12 protein-coding genes are annotated in these 19,943 nt (G+C 41.9%); 1 reads left to right on the forward strand and 11 read right to left on the reverse strand.

What is annotated here, in order from left to right; translation table 11 throughout:
* Positions 1 to 40 precede the first annotated feature (40 nt).
* The 9 genes from ACH9UM_RS12005 to ACH9UM_RS12045 form a co-directional block, all read right to left on the reverse strand.
* Positions 41 to 922 (reverse strand): YitT family protein, encoded by an 882-nt coding sequence (locus ACH9UM_RS12005; RefSeq protein WP_129794730.1) that lies wholly within the window; start codon positions 920 to 922, stop codon positions 41 to 43.
* Between the two features lie 77 nt (positions 923 to 999).
* Complete coding sequence (locus tag ACH9UM_RS12010) at positions 1,000 to 2,037, reverse strand: DnaJ C-terminal domain-containing protein (protein WP_004847541.1); 1,038 nt, start codon at positions 2,035 to 2,037, stop codon at positions 1,000 to 1,002.
* Between the two features lie 272 nt (positions 2,038 to 2,309).
* Positions 2,310 to 3,503, reverse strand: a complete 1,194-nt coding sequence (gene tuf, locus ACH9UM_RS12015) for an elongation factor Tu (RefSeq protein WP_009243125.1) — start codon at positions 3,501 to 3,503, stop codon at positions 2,310 to 2,312.
* Positions 3,504 to 3,626: 123 nt separating this feature from the next.
* A complete protein-coding gene (fusA, locus tag ACH9UM_RS12020; RefSeq protein ID WP_009243126.1) occupies positions 3,627 to 5,744 on the reverse strand; it encodes an elongation factor G in 2,118 nt (705 codons plus the stop codon).
* Between the two features lie 95 nt (positions 5,745 to 5,839).
* On the reverse strand, positions 5,840 to 6,310 hold the full coding sequence (gene rpsG / locus ACH9UM_RS12025) for a 30S ribosomal protein S7 (RefSeq protein ID WP_009243127.1): 471 nt from the start codon (positions 6,308 to 6,310) through the stop codon (positions 5,840 to 5,842).
* Positions 6,311 to 6,698: 388 nt separating this feature from the next.
* On the reverse strand, positions 6,699 to 7,118 hold the full coding sequence (gene rpsL / locus ACH9UM_RS12030; RefSeq protein WP_004847546.1) for a 30S ribosomal protein S12: 420 nt from the start codon (positions 7,116 to 7,118) through the stop codon (positions 6,699 to 6,701).
* 358 nt (positions 7,119 to 7,476) lie between these two features.
* A complete protein-coding gene (locus ACH9UM_RS12035) occupies positions 7,477 to 11,970 on the reverse strand; it encodes an alpha-L-fucosidase (protein ID WP_400091450.1) in 4,494 nt (1,497 codons plus the stop codon).
* Between the two features lie 226 nt (positions 11,971 to 12,196).
* On the reverse strand, positions 12,197 to 13,666 hold the full coding sequence (locus ACH9UM_RS12040; RefSeq protein WP_238095069.1) for a response regulator: 1,470 nt from the start codon (positions 13,664 to 13,666) through the stop codon (positions 12,197 to 12,199).
* Positions 13,659 to 15,515 (reverse strand): histidine kinase, encoded by a 1,857-nt coding sequence (locus tag ACH9UM_RS12045; RefSeq protein WP_400091452.1) that lies wholly within the window; start codon positions 15,513 to 15,515, stop codon positions 13,659 to 13,661. The genes ACH9UM_RS12040 and ACH9UM_RS12045 overlap by 8 nt, the downstream gene beginning before the upstream one ends.
* 136 nt (positions 15,516 to 15,651) lie before the next feature.
* On the opposite strand from ACH9UM_RS12045, the gene ACH9UM_RS12050 reads away from it, so the two are divergent.
* The gene (locus ACH9UM_RS12050) at positions 15,652 to 15,909 is read left to right on the forward strand and encodes a helix-turn-helix domain-containing protein (protein WP_009321419.1); all 258 of its coding nucleotides are present in this window, start codon (positions 15,652 to 15,654) and stop codon (positions 15,907 to 15,909) included.
* Between the two features lie 80 nt (positions 15,910 to 15,989).
* On the opposite strand, the gene pgmB is transcribed toward ACH9UM_RS12050, so the two are convergent.
* Complete coding sequence (pgmB, locus tag ACH9UM_RS12055) at positions 15,990 to 18,884, reverse strand: beta-phosphoglucomutase (protein WP_317305135.1); 2,895 nt, start codon at positions 18,882 to 18,884, stop codon at positions 15,990 to 15,992.
* A gap of 17 nt (positions 18,885 to 18,901) precedes the next feature.
* Entirely contained in the window at positions 18,902 to 19,585 is a 684-nt protein-coding gene (locus ACH9UM_RS12060; RefSeq protein WP_009243138.1) for a carbohydrate ABC transporter permease, read from the reverse strand.
* Positions 19,586 to 19,943: the final 358 nt, after the last annotated feature.

The following is a 19,943-nucleotide window of genomic DNA, read 5'->3' on the forward strand; positions in this document are numbered from 1 at the left end:
GCCACAAACGCATTTTTTCTCCCTGCCAGAAACAAACGCTTCAATCCGAACTGCTCCGAAACCCTTCTCCAAACACTTCACTCGTCTCCATAAACATTAAAAACATATTCTCATCCGCTTCTTCCGCCGCACATTTCACGAGAAATGCCTCAGATTTGCTGCATGCACAAAGCAAGACATTCTTTTTCTTTCCCGTGTATGTTCCCGTCGCTTTGACAGACGTTACCCCTCTCTTTGTCAGCTCTGCGATCTTTGCCGCCACTTCATCTCCCTTTTCGGTTACAACAAAGGCCAGCGTTCCTGCTCCGAGTCCATACAACACTTTGTCAATCACAACAACCGATGCAAATGTAGAGACCAATCCATAAAGGGCCGCATCTACATCTCCGAATACAGGCCATCCCAGAAGAATGATCCCAAGATCAATGATCATCGTAATTTTCCCGACAGATAGATGAGGGCGTTTTTTCTTGATCGGCATGATGACAAAATCAAGACCTCCCGAAGAAGAGCCCCGCATATAGAACATAACCATCCCGGCTCCCATCAGCGCTCCGGAACAAAGCGCAGCCATCATCCTCTGTCCTTCATACATCGGAAACACCGGAAAAACGACATCAAGAAAAAATGTTGTGATCACCATTGATTTCGCCGTTTTCAAAAGAAAACGTTTCCCCAGTGTACGATAACTGATCACGATAAGGGGCAGATTTATAAAAAGAGTAAGTGTTCCGACCGGAATCCCGAAAACATGATTCAGCAATAGAGATATTCCCGTAATTCCGCCGGGAGCAAAATCGGCGTTTCCCGCAAACGTATATACCCCTGCCGCAAACAATACCGCCCCCGCAATATCATAAAATAAATCGCCCCACAATAATTTTGCAGTTTTCCATTTCATTTCCTTTGTTTTTTTCCACATAAAAACCTCTGTATGCCATACTTATTCACAATGCTTAGTTACACTGTATTCAGTATATGCAAAACAGAGGTTTCTAATCATGCGCTTTTTCTGCGTTCCGAGCTTCTTCCCGCGCATACATTTTCAAATTCACGAAGCTTTTGCTCAGCTTCGGGATTCAGATATTTCGGTACTGCAATCTGGACTGTTACGTATTGATCGCCTCTCACTTCCGGATTTTTCATCGAGACGATTCCTTTTCCTTTCAGGCGGATCTTCGTCCCCGACTGCGTTCCCTTTGCGATCTTACATAAAACATCCCCGTACAGCGTCTGCACTTTCGTTTCTCCGCCAAACACTGCCGTCGTATACGGAACAAAAACTGTCGTATAAACATCGCTGCCTTTCCGTTCGTAGCCTGCTTTTACTCCCACATTTACTTTTAAAAACAGATCTCCGTTCTCTCCGCCGTTCACCCCTGGCATTCCTTTTCCGCGCAGACGGATACTCTTACCCGTATCAATCCCCGCAGGAATATGAACCTGCAAACTCTTAGAAACGCCCTGACTATTCGGATCTTTAAAGGTAAACGTTTTATCACATCCAAAGACAGCTTCCTCAAAAGTTACCGCTATCTCCGCGTGCAGGTCTTCTCCTTTTGCATCCCTCTGCCGCTCATATCCGCGAAATCCATGAAATCCGCGAAAATCCTCTTCCCCTTTGCTTCCATGCATTCCGCGGCCGAAAATATCTCCAAACATATCTCCGAACATATCATCCATATTTCCGCTTTCAAAATGGTACTCCTGATATCCGCCGTTTCCGTTCGTATAAGCTCTGTGATAAGAACCTCCCGAAAACGGATTGCCTGATGTATCTTTGCCAAACGGATCAGCCGATGCTCCCTGATCAAATGCCGCATGGCCAAACTGATCGTACATCTTTTTCTTCTCCGGGTCGCTCAGTACCGTATACGCCTCCGTCACTTCTTTAAACTTCTTCTCCGCCTGTTTATCGCCTTGATTCGTATCAGGATGATATTTCTTCGCCAGCTTTCTGTAAGCCTTTTTTATCGAGCCGGCATCTGCTCCTTTTGATAGACCGAGCACTTCATAATAATCTCTTTTTACTGACATTTTCCTTCCCTCCCACAATTACAAATTCAAGATCACTGATTTTATTCTTGTTCCATTCTACTAAAAATCATTATTTACACAAATTATCTCTTTGATATAAAACCACCCCGGAGAAATTTCCGGGGTATCTTTAGTTCTGTTCTATTTGTAATATAGCAGTTGTCTTTTTAAATGTCAATATTTTCGTAAATATTTTTCCGAAATTACAAAAACCCGCAGAGCAAACACTCTGCGGGTCATATCGCTATATCAAATCTATATTCAGATTATGATTACTCGATGATCTTAGCTACAGTACCTGATCCTACTGTACGTCCACCCTCACGGATAGCGAAACGAAGACCTTCTTCCATAGCTACCGGATGAATCAGTTCAACTGTCATCTCTACGTTATCTCCAGGCATACACATCTCGATACCAGCCGGAAGTTCGCAAACACCTGTTACGTCTGTTGTTCTGAAGTAGAACTGTGGACGGTAGTTGTTGAAGAATGGAGTATGACGTCCACCTTCGTCTTTTGTCAGTACGTAAACCTGGCATGTGAATTTCTTATGGCAGTTTACTGTACCTGGTTTGATAAGAACCTGTCCTCTTTCGATCTCTGTTCTCTGGATACCACGAAGAAGTGCTCCGATGTTATCTCCAGCCTGAGCCTCATCAAGAAGCTTACGGAACATCTCGATTCCTGTTACAACAGTCTTCTTAACATCATCATGGATACCGATGATTTCAACTTCGTCAGATACGTGAAGTGTTCCACGCTCTACTCTACCAGTTGCAACTGTTCCACGTCCTGTGATAGAGAATACGTCCTCTACTGGCATCAGGAATGGCTTATCTGTAGCACGCTCTGGTGTTGGGATCCATGTGTCAACAGCGTCCATGAGTTCCATGATCTTGTCTCCCCACTCTCCGTCTGGATCTTCAAGAGCCTTAAGAGCTGATCCCTGGATGATCGGTGTGTCATCTCCTGGGAAGTCATACTCGCTAAGTACTTCACGGATCTCCATCTCTACGAGTTCAAGAAGCTCTTCATCGTCAACCATATCACATTTGTTCATGAATACAACGATGTATGGTACGTTAACCTGACGGGACAGAAGGATATGCTCTTTAGTCTGAGCCATAACTCCGTCAGTAGCAGCTACAACAAGGATAGCTCCGTCCATCTGAGCAGCTCCTGTGATCATGTTCTTAACGTAGTCAGCATGTCCTGGGCAGTCAACGTGTGCGTAGTGACGGTTAGCTGTCTCATACTCAACGTGAGCTGTAGAAATTGTGATACCACGCTCTCTCTCTTCTGGAGCTTTATCGATGTTCTCGAAATCTACAGATGCGTTACCTTCTACTCTGTGAGAAAGTACTTTTGTGATAGCAGCTGTAAGAGTTGTCTTACCGTGGTCAACGTGACCGATAGTACCGATATTACAATGCGGTTTGTTTCTTTCAAATTTAGCCTTTGCCATTTTGAATATCCTCCTTAAAAATATAGCCCGATATGGGGCAACCTAGTTTTGGTTTCGATTTTAAACCTGGCTAAGTTTGATTATATTTCAAACTTAGCCGATTTTCAAGCCTTTTATAATATTTTAGGCATTTTTATTGGATAATACCTTCTCCTGTACAGACTTCGGTACTGGCTCGTATTTCTCGAAGAACATTGAGTAGTTACCACGTCCCTGAGTTCTGGAACGAAGGTCTGTAGAGTATCCGAACATTTCTGACAGCGGAACATACGCACGTACAATCTTTCCACCACCGAGATCATCCATACCTTCGATACGTCCACGACGTGAGTTCAGGTCTCCGATGATATCTCCCATATATTCTTCAGGCATTGTAACCTCTACCTTCATGATAGGCTCAAGAAGTACAGGTGATCCCTGCTTCATTGCATCCTTGAATGCAAGAGAACCAGCGATGTGGAATGCCATCTCACTGGAATCGACTTCATGGTAAGATCCGTCGTATACGTTAGCATGAACACCAACTACCGGGAATCCTCCAAGGATACCAGATTTCATAGCTTCCTCAATACCTTCACCTACTGCCGGGATGTATTCCTTCGGAATAGCTCCTCCGACTACAGTAGACTCGAACTTGTATGTCTCCTCACCGTTGACATCCATTGGCTCGAATTTAACTTTACAGTGTCCGTACTGTCCACGTCCACCTGACTGTTTCGCATACTTGCTGTCAACATCAACCGGTTTTGTGATGGACTCTTTGTAAGCAACCTGAGGTGCACCTACGTTAGCCTCAACTTTGAACTCACGAAGAAGTCTGTCAACGATGATCTCAAGGTGAAGCTCACCCATACCAGCGATGATTGTCTGTCCAGTTTCCTGATTTGTATGAGCACGGAATGTCGGGTCTTCTTCTGCAAGTTTTGCAAGAGATTCTCCAAGTTTTCCCTGAGAAGCCTTTGTCTTAGGCTCGATAGCAAGCTCGATAACCGGCTCCGGGAATTCCATGGACTCAAGAATTACAGGATGCTGCTCATCACAGATTGTATCTCCTGTTGTAGAGAACTTGAATCCGATTGCTGCAGCGATATCTCCTGAATATACTTTATCCAGCTCTTCACGCTTGTTGGCATGCATCTGAAGGATACGTCCAACACGCTCTTTTTTACCTTTTGTAGCGTTGAGCACATAAGATCCGGAATTCACTGTTCCCGAGTAAACTCTGAAGTAAGCAAGTTTACCTACAAACGGGTCAGACATGATCTTGAATACAAGCGCTGAGAACGGCTCTTCATCAGAAGAATGTCTCACTGTATCATTTCCGTCCATATCTACACCCTGAATAGCCGGAACGTCAAGCGGTGACGGCATGAATTCGATTACTGCGTCAAGAAGCTTCTGAACACCTTTGTTCTTGTAAGCTGTACCGCAGCATACCGGAACAGCAGTACATTCGCATGTCGCTTTTCTCAGCACTTTCTTCAGCTCGTCTATCGACGGCTCTTCACCTTCAAGGTACATCATCATAAGCTCGTCATCCAGCTCGCAGATCTTCTCTACGAGTTCTGTATGATACAGCTCTGCGTCATCTTTCATTGCTTCCGGAATCTCTTCGATGGAGATGTCATCTCCCTTGTCATCGTTGTAGATGTAAGCTTTCATTTCAAAAAGATCGATGATTCCTTTGAACTCGTCTTCTTTTCCGATCGGAAGCTGAAGACAAATTGCGTTTTTACCTAATCTTGTTTTAATCTGCTCTACTGCGTTGTAGAAATCAGCGCCCATGATGTCCATCTTGTTAATGAACGCCATTCTCGGTACGTTGTATGTGTCAGCCTGACGCCATACGTTTTCTGACTGAGGCTCAACACCGCCCTTGGCACAAAATACACCTACCGCACCATCAAGCACACGCAGGGAACGCTCTACTTCTACTGTAAAGTCAACGTGTCCCGGTGTATCGATGATGTTGATACGATGCTCTAACGCGCCTGCTTTCGGCTTGCAGTTTTCCTGCAGCGTCCAGTGACATGTTGTCGCAGCAGATGTGATCGTGATACCTCTTTCCTGCTCCTGGGCCATCCAGTCCATAGTTGCAGTTCCTTCGTGAGTATCACCGATCTTATGGTTAACACCTGTATAATAAAGAATACGCTCTGTTGTCGTAGTCTTTCCGGCATCAATATGCGCCATAATACCGATGTTTCTGGTTCTGTCTAATGGATATTCTCTACCAGCCAAGATCTTTTCCTCCTCTATTTGGTCATTCTTCGGGATAATTTCCGAAGAATATGCCTCGCACCTGCCTCGCTAAGAGGCGCAGCAGTGTCCGGCTCTTAGAAACGATAGTGTGCAAACGCTTTGTTTGCCTCTGCCATCTTGTGCATATCTTCTTTTCTCTTCACAGCTCCGCCTGTGTTGTTCGCTGCGTCAAGAATTTCGTTTGCCAGTCTCTCTTCCATTGTCTTCTCGCCTCTCTGACGGGAATACATAGTCAACCAGCGAAGAGCAAGCGCCTGTCTTCTGTCAGCTCTAACCTCGATCGGTACCTGATATGTTGCTCCACCGATACGTCTTGCTTTTACTTCCAGAACCGGCATCATGTTGTTCATAGCTTCCTCGAACACTTCGATCGCCGGTTTCTCAGCCTTTGCCTCTACTCTTTCAAATGCTCCGTATACAATTTTCTGTGCTACACCTTTCTTACCGTCAAGCATGATGTTGTTGATAAGTTTGGTAACAACTTTATTGTTGTATATCGGATCCGCTAATACATCTCTTTTCTGAGTATGTCCTTTACGTGGCACGGTCCTTCCCTCCTTAATCATTTTTTCCGGTTATACCGGGATTAATTCATCGGTACTCACATGTGTCTTCTATGAAATCACATACCATGTGCTCGCGGCCGCGGGACGTCTATCTTTGTCCGCACCTCCGGTACTCCTTCGGAGCGGAATCTCAAATCCGCAACCCTTTCTCACTGAACGATCAATGAGGCACGATAATCATAGTTCTGTTTGTGATACGATTTAACTACTTAGTTACTGCTCTTGTTCTTTTACGCTTATCGTCCACTCGAAAATCCGATTCGCTTACGCAGCCTTTCGTACTGACGTACTTCCGATCTTCTCATGAAAACCTCGGATGAAAACAAATACGCCGCTGTGCTTATACCTGTTTTCCTTTCTCAGTTTTTTATTTTGCGTCTTTCGGTCTTTTTGCACCGTATTTAGAACGAGCCTGTCTTCTCTTAGCAACTCCTGCTGTATCAAGTGTACCACGGATAATGTGGTATCTTGTACCCGGCAGGTCCTTAACTCTTCCTCCGCGGATCATAACAACGCTATGCTCCTGAAGGTTGTGTCCTTCACCCGGAATGTAGCTTGTTACTTCGATTCCGTTAGAGAGACGAACTCTGGCGATTTTTCTCAGAGCTGAGTTCGGTTTCTTCGGAGTAGCTGTCTTAACTGCTGTACAAACACCTCTTTTCTGCGGTGCAGATACGTCAGTCGCACGTTTCTTCAGGGAGTTGTATCCTTTCTGAAGAGCCGGTGCTGTAGACTTTTTCTCTGAAGTCTGGCGACCTTTTCTAACTAACTGGTTAAATGTTGGCATTCTTTTTCACCTCCTATGAATTATTCGTTTCCTCATGACTTATGTCATAAGGGGCTGCGGATAATATGTCTTTATCCTTTTCGGCGCACAAAAAGAACAACGTCTTTTTCTGCACGCTAGGTTAGTTTATTACGTTTTTTTAAGAAAGTCAAGGGATTTGCCAACTTTTCCGCCTTTTTCATGTCTTTTTTCTTTTTTTCATTCTTTCTTTATAAAATTGCTCCGTCTTTTCACAGTCATATCTTTAAAATAAATGATAAAAAACGGGAAAATCACGGTTATCTTCTCAGATAATCCATAACTTTCCCGTCTCTGTTATCTCTTTATTCAGATTGTCCGAATGCCTTCGGCATCAGAATTATTTTTCCTGATTTCTTCTTCTGAATCCGAATACGAACGCTGCCGCTGCAAGGAGTAATGTTCCCGCATATACAAACAGGTTTGAGCTGTCGCCTGTCTGCACTGCCGAATTTCCTGTGCCGCTGCCTCCTGTACTTCCATTTCCGCCTGCGTTTCCACTACCGTTTCCGCTTCCGCCTGTGCTTCCACTGCCGTTTCCGTTTCCGCCTGTGCTTCCATTTCCGTTTCCTTCACCGTTTCCATCGCCGCTTCCGCCGTCGACCGGTTTCAGATTCTGGATTGCCGTATTCAATGCAAGCGCTGCCTGATCGACTTCATCCTGATCTGCATCTGCTTTTTCAAGAACTGCCTTTGCATTTTGAAGAGCCGCATTAAACTCTGCCTTACCTTCTTCTTTATACTGTGTCAGATCAAGCGCTTCCGCCTTGCCGATTGCCTCCTTAAGCGTATCTTTATTCACCTGAGGAGTCTGATCTTTTTCATTCAAAGCCTCCTGTGCAGCTTTCAGCTCTTTTGCCATCTGATTCACATCGTCCTGTGTTCCCGCAAAGCTTCCGCCGGCAATGTCTGCAAGAAGTTTTTCCGCCTCTTCCAGTTTTGCAGTAAATGCAGTTTTGGCATCGTCATCTTTGTAATCATTCAGATCTAATCCCTTAGCCGCCTTAACTGCCGCTTCAAGCTCTACTGCAGAAATCGGAGGAACCGGTGTTCCCGGACTCTTGATATCGAATTTATCCAACTGCGGAGCTTTTGTATCGAACGCCGTAAATACGAGGCATCCTTCGCCTGCTGTTTTCACATTCAGTTTGAATTCTTTCGTATGTGTCGCATCTGCGCTGCTTGCGCCTGCCGTTACTTCTCCGGCTTCGATCTTGCCGTCTTTTTCTGCCCATTTGAATCCGTTCTGAGTGCTTCCGCTTCTGTAAGACAACGTAACTGTATATTCTCCCGCCTGCGGAGCATTGTAGTAAAGTGTCAGCGTATCGCCTTTGTTCATCGAGTTGACAAACTTACCGCCGCTTGCCCAATCAGCTTCCTTTACTTCCATCTTCCACTGACCGTCGCTTGGGTCTTCTACGTTTTTAGCTTCAAGTCTCTCTGCTTCAAGAGTCTTTGCATTTCCGTCTACAGGGAATTCAAATCGATTGTCTTCCGCATACATCTCTTTTTCAAATGTAGCAGTGATCGTATGTCCGTTTGCCAAAACTTCCTCAAATGTATATTTCGTTCTAGAACCTACGGATTTTCCGTCTACGACTACATCCTTCACTGCATAGCCTTCATTCGGCTTCATTTCAAATTCCTTTGAAGAACCTTCTTCTACTTCCACTGCTCCAAGCGGTGAAATCGTTCCCTGCTCGCCTTCTGCAACGGATGAAGTGATCGTGTATTTCTCCATCGGAACTTCTTTTGCCGTTACTTCAAATTTATCAAGGTTCGGAGAACCTTTGTCGTCTGCAGTAAAGATCAGTTCTCCGTCGCCTGCTGCCGTGATCTCTACATCAAACTCTAACGTCTCATATTTCGTTCCGTTAGACTCTGTTCCATATATGTCAGCCTTAGATCCTGCTGTCACGTTCTTGCCAGACCAGTTCAAAGAGTTCGGCTGTTTTCCGCTTGCCAGTCTTCCGCTCTGGTATGTTGCTTTGAACGTATATGTTCCCGCTTTATCTGCATGGAACGGAACTTTGATGATGTTGCCTTTTTCAAACCAACCGACTTTCTGTCCGTTACTTGCTTTATCATCTGCCACAAGGCGAACGTGTTTACCATTTTCCGATGTTCCTTTATCTAATATGAAGTGCTCTGCCTCAAGCTGTTTTGTTCTTCCTTTCAGACGAGGCATAATAAATCTATCTTCATCTGTGTATGTAGATCGCTTTGTAAGACTGTTCAGAGCCGCTTCCAGTTTCGTACAAGCTTCGGCATAATCCTGTGCTCCTGCATTTGTTTTTTCCATAACTGCTTTCGCATCTTTTATCGCCGCCTGAAGCGCTTCCCAGCTTCCGCTTGTATACTGCGCTTCATTATATCCTGCTTTCTCGATCTGAGCTAATTTTTCTTTTACTTTTTCTTTTGTATACTGCTCAGAGTCAGCGATCGTCACTGTCACCGGATTATTGAATCCGATAATCGTTCCGTTCGTCGGATCTGCAAGAACAGCAGTAAAGGAAAGATCGCCTGTCTCTCCCGGCACTCTTCTTGTCTCAACATGAGCTTGCGCCTCTGTCTGACCGTCTGCAAACTTCAACTCCATATTTCCGTCTGCATTAAAGTGATCCTGCCATGCGCTTCCCGGATTTACCTGGAACTGTACCGTAGCTTCGCCTTTTGTTCCTCCGAGACGTTTTACCATGATCGGAGTCTTTGTGTTTTCATTAACACGATAGCTCGGATACTCGATCTGGAACATACCTTTTCCGCCGTTGTTCAATACTAACGCGGCATCTACTCCGATTGCCTCTGTACCCGTTCCTGTATTAACAATTTTTAATGTATGCTTTCCTTCTTTTAACGTATCAGACTCAAAGATTCTTTGCTGAAGCTTTCTCTTATCTGACTTCGTATTAATAGACGCCACCTTGTTGCCGTCGATATATACGTCTGCCGGACCGTGGCTCGGATCGATCGTACCTACAAGCCATACTTTCGTTCCTGTAAACTTCACAGTTGCCTCTGCATTCGGACGACACCACATACCTGTGCCTTCGATAAACTGATCTCCCGACTCCTTTGACCATCCGTCTGCCGTAAACGCTCTGTCATCGACTACCTGAAGTCCTTCCGGAATTCCGTTCGGAGCTTCCATACCTGCCGCCGCTTTATAAACGCCGACCTCACTGATCATAGGAATTTTATTTTCCGCGCTTTCATGCGCCGTTACCGTGATCCTGATCTTACTTGATTTTACAGGGCTTCTGCGGCTGAGACGTTTCGCGCCAACCGTTGTTCCCTCGTCAAACTTCTTCCACTCACCGTTCGCAGTCTGATACTCAACTTTAAACTTGCCGATTCTCTGTCCGAACTCAATCGACTCTTCGATAGACACAACATCGAACAGTGTATCTTTTTTCAGGTCGATCAGAAGTGTGCCTGATTTTGTCTCATCATTCACAGTCCAATATGTATCATCTTTTCCGTCCAATACGTTCTGCGGAGAATAAGTTGTGTCCTTTCCGCGAACTTCTGTTGCGGAAACCTCAGCATCTTTTGCAAGGTTCTTCTCAAACGTTTTATTAATAGCCGTACCGAATTCCGTTACACGTCTTAAGATCGCATCGTCAACTTTTCCTTTATTATTCGGAGGAACATTCAAAAGAAGCGGAGCATTATGACCTACAGAGCGGAAGTACATCTCTGATAATTCTTCCATTGTCTTCGGTGTCTTCTTACTATCTCCCCAGAACCATCCTGACGTGATTCGTGCGTCCGCTTCCGGAACTGTCCACTGATTTCCGTCTGGGAAACCTTTCGTATATCCGCCCGAAGAGTTGCTGTTAATCGTATTTTTCTCTTTATCTACATTCGATTTTGACCAAGTCTCCTCTGCCGCAAATCCGTTCTCGTTTCCGATCCAACGGACAGTTGTGTAAGCTTCTGCTCCGAACAGCATACAGTCGTCAACCTGATTTCCGGCAATTCCTTCATATTGCTGAATTGTGTCAAACCATTTTTTAAAGTCGTATTCCTGATATCCGGCGCCGCTTCCTTTCGCACCATCCATCCATACTTCTTTAAAATGCCCTTTATTTCCGTATTTGTCGTTTCCAAGTATCTCGATCAACTGATCATTATAATATTTATTGTAATCTTTCGCATCTTGCTGTTTTACTTGTTCCCAAGTCAAACCATTGACCGGTTGGTTTTTATCTGGTTTTCCATCATTATTAGTATCCACAAACTCTACTAATGCCTTACCGGATGCATCTTTATACCCATAGCTTTCATCATGGATATCCCACGGGGACAGATATAAGCCCATGTCCATATCATGTTCTGTACATGCTTTTGAAATGTCGGCAAGGACATCACCTTTTCCACCCTGATAATTTGTCGCGCCGGAAACGTCGTACTGCGTTGCTTCACTTGCCCATATACAGAAACCATCATGGTGCTTCGCAGTCACGATCAATTTCTTGAAACCTGCTTCTTTCAATGTTTTAACAAGTGTGTCCGCATCAAAATCTTCCGTCAGTTTAAAGATCTCATTCGGAGTCTTATCGCCGTAATGTTCTCCCCATTCGATCTCATTAAATGTATTCGGTCCAAAGTGGCAAAATGCAGCCAGTTCCTGTTTCTGATACTCATACTGATTCTTTGACGGTATCGTCTTGTCCTTCTTCGGCGCCGCCGTATCGTTGTCTGTCAGCTCATCCGTTTTAACGTATGTGTCTTCGGCAGCCTGAACCTGCACAACTCCGCCGGTCGAAAGAGCTGTCTGCACGATCATTCCGGCAGCTAATAACAATGCCAGATACTTTCTCTTTTTCATACTTTTCCTTTCCCCTTGATCTTTTTTTATTTTTTCAAGTTTCACAAGTATTAGAATTTTACCATATTCGCACAAAAATATCAGTATTTTCTTTGTTCTTTCTATATTTTTGGAACTTTTTCACAGCATTTCCATTACAGATGTAGTTATCTCTTATTATATTCTGTGCAAATCGACACCACATCGACCGTTTATTTTCTTGTAAAATTTTGACTGATTCATAAATTTATCGATTCATAAAATCCGACGGACTTTTTCCTTCATATTTCAAAAAAACATGTGTAAAATATGCCGGATCTTCAATCCCCACCATTTCCCCCACTTCACAAACTCTATATTCTCCTGTTTCGAGAATTTCTTTTGCCTTTTCAATTCTATATGAATTAATAGCGTCAGTAACTGTATACCCTGTCTCTTTTTTGTATACCCGACTCAAATAACTACTATTTACAAACAACTCTTTACCAATATCTTTCAGACTTATTTTCCCTCTATAATCCCTTTCAATAATAGAATTTACCTTTCTTGACAAGCTGCTTCCTTCTTTTTGTTCTTCTTCCAAAATAGTCGAAATAGCCTCGCAGGTTTCTCTCATCACCTCCGCAAGCGCAGCTTTTGATTTACTTCTATAAACTGCATCAAGCGCCTTCTCAGGCACCAATATCTTTTCCATTTTTTCCTTGCTTTTCACCTTTCTGACAAGGTACAATATTATTGCATGCGTATCCGACCGGCATTGCTCTATAGGACGAGTTTCCTGTTTTAAATATTCCTCAAACTCCTCTGCACATAACTTCTTGTTCTCCTCCATTCCACTGCGCAGCGCAACATACAAACGCCTCATATAACTTTCCACATCATTTTCATCTTTCCAATACTGAATATATTCCGTATAGTTTTCCTTTACATTAACAGGACTATTATCTGTATATATATCGGAAAGGTTTCTTATAGCCTGTTTTTTCCCCACTCTTCCCCATTCCGCACTCTTTACAACCTTTCCCGCTCCAATCCTCAATCTTATATTCTGAAATATCTTTGCTATCGAAACAACTTTTTCCAGTCTTCTTTGAAACCACGCAGCATTCTCCTCCGAGCCTTTATATTCTATAACGAAAATAAGCATCCCGCTTTCTCCCTCAGCCACCACAACTTTGTGATCTAAAAAAGTACTATTCAATATCTCTTCTATTCTATTTTTGCACACCTCATAATCATAACGTTCAATATCTCGCATTTCACACGCACATACCCTGCATGCTTCGCCTTGGAAAAAGGGGATCTCTTTCTCTCTGCCCACACATTTTTTTGCATCCACTTCACACTGCTCAATTATTTTTTTCACTGCTCTAGGCAATTCTAAAAAAAAATCGTTTTTCACTACAAAATCAGAAACCTGAAATTTTATTGCCTGTTGTGCATATGTAAAATCACTATATGCCGTCAAAATGATCACTTTAATATCCGGAAATCTTTCATTAAGCATTCCGATTAATTCCATTCCATCCATAATCGGCATCTTTATATCTGTTATTATAATATCTACATGTATTTTTTCTTCTTCTAAATATTTCAACACTTGCGCGCCATTTTGCATAGAAGCGCAAACTTTACATCCAAGCTTTTCCCACTCTATTAATTCCACAATTCCTTCCCTGATATTTTTTTCATCATCCGCAACAATAACATTATACATTTTCTTCTCTCTCCTCAATCGGTATCTTAATGTAAATAATGGTGCCTGTATTTATTTTGCTCTTAATTTTAATCCGGTACTCTTCTCCATAAATATGTCGAAGTCTTAAATCTACATTTTTTAGGCCTATTTTTTCTCTTGACGAACCGTTCTCAGCCTGTTCAAGTGAATTAAAATATTCTTTCACATCAAACCCCGCTCCATTATCCTGAACCGTCACAAGCAAATCCGTCCCCATTTTTTTTAATACAATTCGTATCACACCCTCGTTTTCTATATTTTCAATCCCATGAATCACCGCATTTTCCACAATGGGCTCAATCACAAATTTGGGTATAATACTCTTTTTTAGTTCTTCATCCTCAACAATAATTTTATAAAAAAATCTATCCTCAAATCTCATTTTCTGAAGATATAAATAGAATTCTGTATATTCAAGTTCTTCTCCCACTGTGATTCTATCAACATTGTTCGTATAAATACTGGCTCGCAAAAGTGCGGACAATTTCGATACCATTTTATAGATTGTTTCGTTCCCACTTCTCTTCGCTTTAATTTGTATTGTCAACAATACATTAAAAAGAAAATGAGGATTCATCTGATGTTGAAGAAACCTTATTTCCATTTCATTAAGCAATATCTGCGACTCATATTTATTGCGAATCAACTCCCTTAGCTCATCCATCATTTCATTAAATGCTCGGCCCAGACTATTTATCTCTGCATTTTTATATTCTTTGATCCGAATATCATAATTTCTATTCCGCACACTTTCCATCGCATGTATAAATTCATTTAGAAATCCCGTTGATTTCAAACTAATTACAACAGCCGCAATAAGACATATTATAATCAGCATAACCCCCAAAATGATATACGTCCGTATCCCTTCCAAAACTTTTTTTATCAGTAAACTTTGTGGATAAAGGTGAACAAGGCGTACTCCCTTTCCCAAATTTTCCACTTCTCTGGAAGTCATCATATATGTTTCGTTCAAATAGACTTCCCCGGTATCACATTCTGTAATTTTTTCATCTATATACGAACCTATTTCATCTTCTTTATTACTTGACAGTACTTTATTTTCCTCATCTATCAAATATACTACTTCACCTTCATTTTGAACGAGATTCTCATACTGTGATGCAATATCTCTTTCATTTGTCGCAACCATTATAATAAGCGGAACATCTCTTTCAAAATCCGATCTCATTCTGCGTATATGAAAAATCACATTTTCAGAGCCCATCACAAGTTCCGAATAAATGTATTTTTCTGTTTCTTGTTCTGCCGCTTCATACGCCTTATAAACTTCTCGCTGTACTTTATTTCCACCGACTGACTGCACATCAACATAATCCAAAAGATAACCATCATTAAATACCGCCGCATATTCAACTACATCTAATTTTTTTGCATTACTGTATATTAATATCCTGTTTAACTCTCTGCTAAATTCTGTTTTTCTAAGATAAAATTCAGAATTTTCCCGATCATAATAATGACTGTCATCCAGCCAATTTTGCACCCCGTTACTCGCAGCCAACTCTAACACCAAATTTTCCATCACCAAAAAAGATTGATCCATTACCTCTGAAACCGCCGTAACTGTTGTATCAATATTATCGGAAACATTTTTCTTGGCATTTATATACAGATAAAAAGACATAACACATCCGAATAACAGCAACTCAACAAACAAAGTTCCCACAAACAAAAAAATCAATTTATCTCTAAGCGATATTGATACAAATTTTGATTTTATCGACTTTTGTTTGAAGTGCCCTCCCCCTGACACTCTCATTACAGCATCTCCTTCCACTAATTGATGTTCTCTGTTTTCCGCCATGTAATATACTTTCTAAAAAGCAATCCAGAGTAATAAAACTCATTTATACGTATCTTTAACACAATTATGCGTTCAAAATATGTTAAAGTCAAGAAAATTTCTGATTATTACCACGCAAAAGAGGGCCGATAAATATATGAAAATCTATAACTATGAAGGAAGAAAAAATCTCTGTGGCGAAAAAATCAAACTTGCCAGAACAAAAAAACGCATCACTCAAAGAGACTTGGCCGCCCGCCTGCAAACTCAAGGAATCACAATAGAAAGAGATAGTATTAGCAGAATTGAAATCGGCACCAGATTCGTCACCGATTATGAGTTAAAAATTCTTGCAAAAACTTTAGATGTAAGTATGGAATGGCTGACCGATGAAGAAACTATGAAAACCTGCTAAACACTATTGCTCTGAGAATTCTGCCGTGAAACTGCAAATAGCGGAATGACTTTCTAAATCAGACCGCTATTTGTCAAAACTTACTTATAAAGTAAATTTTCTATTTTTTCAATAGACAACTCTTCCGTATTATCCAAGAATACGTCCGGAACAGCCGGTTTAACACTCGCTCCAATACCGACAGCAGCTATGTTTGCCGCCTGAATCGCTTCTATCCCTGCCGCCGCATCTTCAAACGCAATACATTCCCACGGTTGTAGTTTTAAGTGTTCCATGCAATCTATAAACACTTCCGGATCCGGTTTCGTATATCGTATTTTAGAAGCATCAGCCACATAATCAAACATAGACAGAATTCCAAGTCCCTCAAGAACCGTTCTCGCATTCTTGCTCGCCGAAGCTACCGCAAGAAGAATTCCCTGCTTTTTCGATTCATTCAAAAAATCCATCACTCCCGGAAGAATATCTTTTGACGTCACCTGCTTGATCAACGCTTTATAGTATTCATTTTTCTTGTCTATAAATTTCGCTTTATCCTCAGATAAAAATGTTTCCTGCGCCCCATTTACTTCTAAAATTATCTCAAACGAACGCTCTCTGCTTACTCCTTTCAACCGCTCATTTACTGTTTTATCAAACGCAAGTCCCAATTCATCCGCCAGCTTTTTCCATGCGAGAAAATGATATTCAGCAGTATCCGTCAACACTCCGTCTAAGTCAAACAAAAACCCTCTTTTTTTTACCGGCATTTCCTGCACAGATACTTTTTCACCTTGTACATGTACCTTATATTTTCTTCCTTTCCATGTAAGCGTCGTCTCCATACTCTTTATAAACGATGGCATATGTGGTTCAAATCGAAGTTTCTCTCCCTGATAAGCCGGCAGCATCCCCATAAACCCTTGAACAGCCATTTGCCACAGCGCGCCACAATTTGCTATATGGATTCCATCTTCCGCTCCTCTGCGCACAAGTTCCATATCTACCGCTATTGTCCGATCAAGAAATTGTTCTGTTTCTTCTTCCATTCCCAATCGATTTGCCACAAGCATATGCACTGCCGGAGATAAAGATGAATCATGTGTTGTCAAAGGTTTATAATATTCATATGCCACCCTCAACTGCTCCTCTGTAAATTTTTCCGGGAAAATACTCATTAACGCAATTATATCCGCCTGCTTGATACACCTGCTTCTATAAATCTTTTCCTGAGAAGCGTAATGACCAAACGCTTTCTTCTTATCCTTCCAAATGGAATCCATATCTATTAGTGCATAATCTTCAAAATCTGCACTTTGCAGATACAATTTTCGTTTTTCATCATAAGGAACGACAAGAGAATCTGCAATCTTCTTGAAAATCTCCAATTCACTTTCCAAAGTGTTTGTCTTTTCCATAACTTCGCGATAACGGTCCGGTTTCTTTTCTTTCAAAAGGCGTAATGTTTCCAATGCAGAAATAAGGTTGAATTTCACCATATAGTTCGTAAACCCATTGTCCCTTGTCATAGGAGAATATTCATCCGGTCCCATCACATTCAAAAGATGATATTCCCCGTCTTCGCCTTTATCCACACGTTCACTCCAAAACCTTGAAGTTTCCAACAGAATTTCAGCCCCCTTATCAAAAAGGAACTTTTCATCACCCGATGCAAAGTAATAATGCATTACCCCAAATGCTACATCTGCTGTAATATGAACTTCATTATCCGCATATTCCCACATAGAACACTGCTCTGTTCCTGTAAGCCCTGACTGCCACGGATAACGTGCTCCTCTGCAATGATATCGCTGCGCATTTTGTTTTGCTCCTTCCAAAGTCCAATATCTATAGCCGATTAAACTTTTCGCCGATAGCGGATCCGTATACAGATAAAACGGAAGAAGATACATTTCACTATCCCAAAAATATCTTCCATAATATGCCTCGCCGGCAAATCCTTTCGCGCATACCTGAATACGTTCTTCCTCTTTTCCGCCACATCTAAGTAAATGATAAATCGAAAACCGAAGGCTATCCTGCAGCTTTTGGCATCCCTCTACAAGCACATCGGAATCTTTCCACTTCTGCTCCCAAATGATTTTACTTTTTTCAAGTAATTGTTTATACTCTAATCTCTCTGTTTGTTCAAGACACTCTTTCATTTCTTTGATGTAGTCTTCTGTCCGGTCTCTCGAACATCCCAGCACACTATATTTCACTAATGTCGCATTTTCAGTCAAAGCCCCTTCATAAATTACATCTATTGTTGTTTTCTCTAACTCTGTATGACATACCGCATCTAAACCACGCAACTGATTTTCACACATAATAGATGCTCTTTCTCCAACATCTGTCTTAACTGTAACACCAATTTTATTCTCTTTTTCAAACAGGCTGGATTCTGTAAAATGACAGTAACCATTTGTAGTAACTCCGGCATCAATTCCACTCTTAACAGTAATGTAAGGCGTTCCTTTTCTTGGTTTCAAGTCTGCCTGCTGTACAAACAATCGCTTTTCATCAAGACTTGCAAACCTTGAAAATTTAACATCAATCTCCTCTCCGGAAGCTGTAATCCAAGTGAAGGATCTCGTCAATTCTCCTGTTTTCATATTAAGAACCCGTCGGTAATCTCTAATATCACTTCGGATCATGTCCAGCTTCTCATTACCTGCCGCAATTTCTATCCGCATAAAATACGGTAAATTAATGATCACCTCTTCTAAAAAAGGATGCTTTCCCATCATAAGCGGCAAAAATGTTCCCTGCTTTGAAAGTGGATGTCGCTGCTGCTCCGTAGTGACACTCTTCATCGTTCTGGTGTACACTTCATTTTGCGGAGCATCTGCAAGTCCTTCTTCAAAACTTCCTCTCACATGAAAATATCCGTTTCCTTGTGTAAAAATTCCTTCATAATATTTATTTTTGTCTTGATCAAATCCATCTTCTACAATTTCAAATCCATTAATCCGCAAAATTTCATCATTCATCATCCGCATTCCTCCGAATTCTATTCTTTTACAGAACCGGCAGCCAATCCGGATATTACTTGCTTCTGCATCAACATATAAACAATAATACTTGGAACTGTAACAAGCACCGTAGCTGCAAACATAGCTCCATAATCACTTGCAAACGCACTCTTGAAATAATATAACGCAATTGGAAGCGTTCTTTTTTCAGTTCCCGTAGTCAATGTCAACGCAAACTGGAATTCATTCCAACAAAGCAGGAACTGAAGTACCCCGGCAGTCGCAAATGCCGGTCTCGTAAGCGGCAAAATAATTTGTACAAATGTTCTGAAAAATCCTGCTCCATCAATATATGCAGCTTCCTCCAAAGTAGGAGAAATTGTCTTATAATAGCTCATCATAATATATAAGGTAGTCGGCATTCCAAGCGCCGCATATACAACTATCAACCCTGTCAACGTATCGTAAAGATGTGCCGAATTTAACGTTTGATATAACGGCTGCAAAAGCGCGGCTCCCGGAATCACAAGAGCTGCCGAAAACAGCATTGTAATCAAACCCTTAAATCGAAATCTACATCTTACAAGCACATATGCTGCCATACTGAAAATCAACAAATTCAATATTGTTGCTATAATTGCCACCAAAATACTATTTTTGTAAAATGTCGTCAGCGGAGCAATCTCGAATGCTTTCACATAATTATCAAGCTCCTTGCTCATTCTATCTCTCCTTTACTTTTCTAATTGTCTATAATATAAATAACGCCCTTTACTAATGTAAAGGGCGAAAATCTCGCGGTACCACCTTATCTTACAGACAATTTTCTGTATCTCTTAAGTTCTTTAACGGAAACCACTCCGGGAAATCCTACCTGCCCTGCCTCTGCATTCTGAAATCCTGAATCCAGGAACCTCCACAGACTTTCCAGCCCTTCAGATATCCGGTTTAGAAGCTACCTTCCATCATCCCTCTCCGAAACCGTCTTTCAGCCGGGTGATCTTCTCTCCCAACCGGTCTGACCGGCAGCTTTGCTCCTCTCCCCGAACGGTTCTCTCTGACGGCAGTAACGATGTACTC

The organism is Mediterraneibacter torques (assembly GCF_044591705.1).
Lineage (GTDB): Bacteria > Bacillota > Clostridia > Lachnospirales > Lachnospiraceae > Mediterraneibacter > Mediterraneibacter torques.

Excerpts from the sequence above, each read along its gene's own strand:
- ACH9UM_RS12005 (WP_129794730.1), bottom strand. The coding sequence starts at position 922 with ATGTGGAAAAAAACAAAGGAAATGAAATGGAAAACTGCAAAATTATTG.
- ACH9UM_RS12010 (WP_004847541.1), bottom strand. The coding sequence starts at position 2,037 with ATGTCAGTAAAAAGAGATTATTATGAAGTGCTCGGTCTATCAAAAGGA.
- tuf (WP_009243125.1), bottom strand. The coding sequence starts at position 3,503 with ATGGCAAAGGCTAAATTTGAAAGAAACAAACCGCATTGTAATATCGGT.
- rpsL (WP_004847546.1), bottom strand. The coding sequence starts at position 7,118 with ATGCCAACATTTAACCAGTTAGTTAGAAAAGGTCGCCAGACTTCAGAG.
- ACH9UM_RS12035 (WP_400091450.1), bottom strand. The coding sequence starts at position 11,970 with ATGAAAAAGAGAAAGTATCTGGCATTGTTATTAGCTGCCGGAATGATC.
- ACH9UM_RS12040 (WP_238095069.1), bottom strand. The coding sequence starts at position 13,666 with ATGTATAATGTTATTGTTGCGGATGATGAAAAAAATATCAGGGAAGGA.
- ACH9UM_RS12045 (WP_400091452.1), bottom strand. The coding sequence starts at position 15,515 with ATGGCGGAAAACAGAGAACATCAATTAGTGGAAGGAGATGCTGTAATG.
- ACH9UM_RS12050 (WP_009321419.1), top strand. The coding sequence starts at position 15,652 with ATGAAAATCTATAACTATGAAGGAAGAAAAAATCTCTGTGGCGAAAAA.
- pgmB (WP_317305135.1), bottom strand. The coding sequence starts at position 18,884 with ATGATGAATGATGAAATTTTGCGGATTAATGGATTTGAAATTGTAGAA.
- ACH9UM_RS12060 (WP_009243138.1), bottom strand. The coding sequence starts at position 19,585 with ATGAGCAAGGAGCTTGATAATTATGTGAAAGCATTCGAGATTGCTCCG.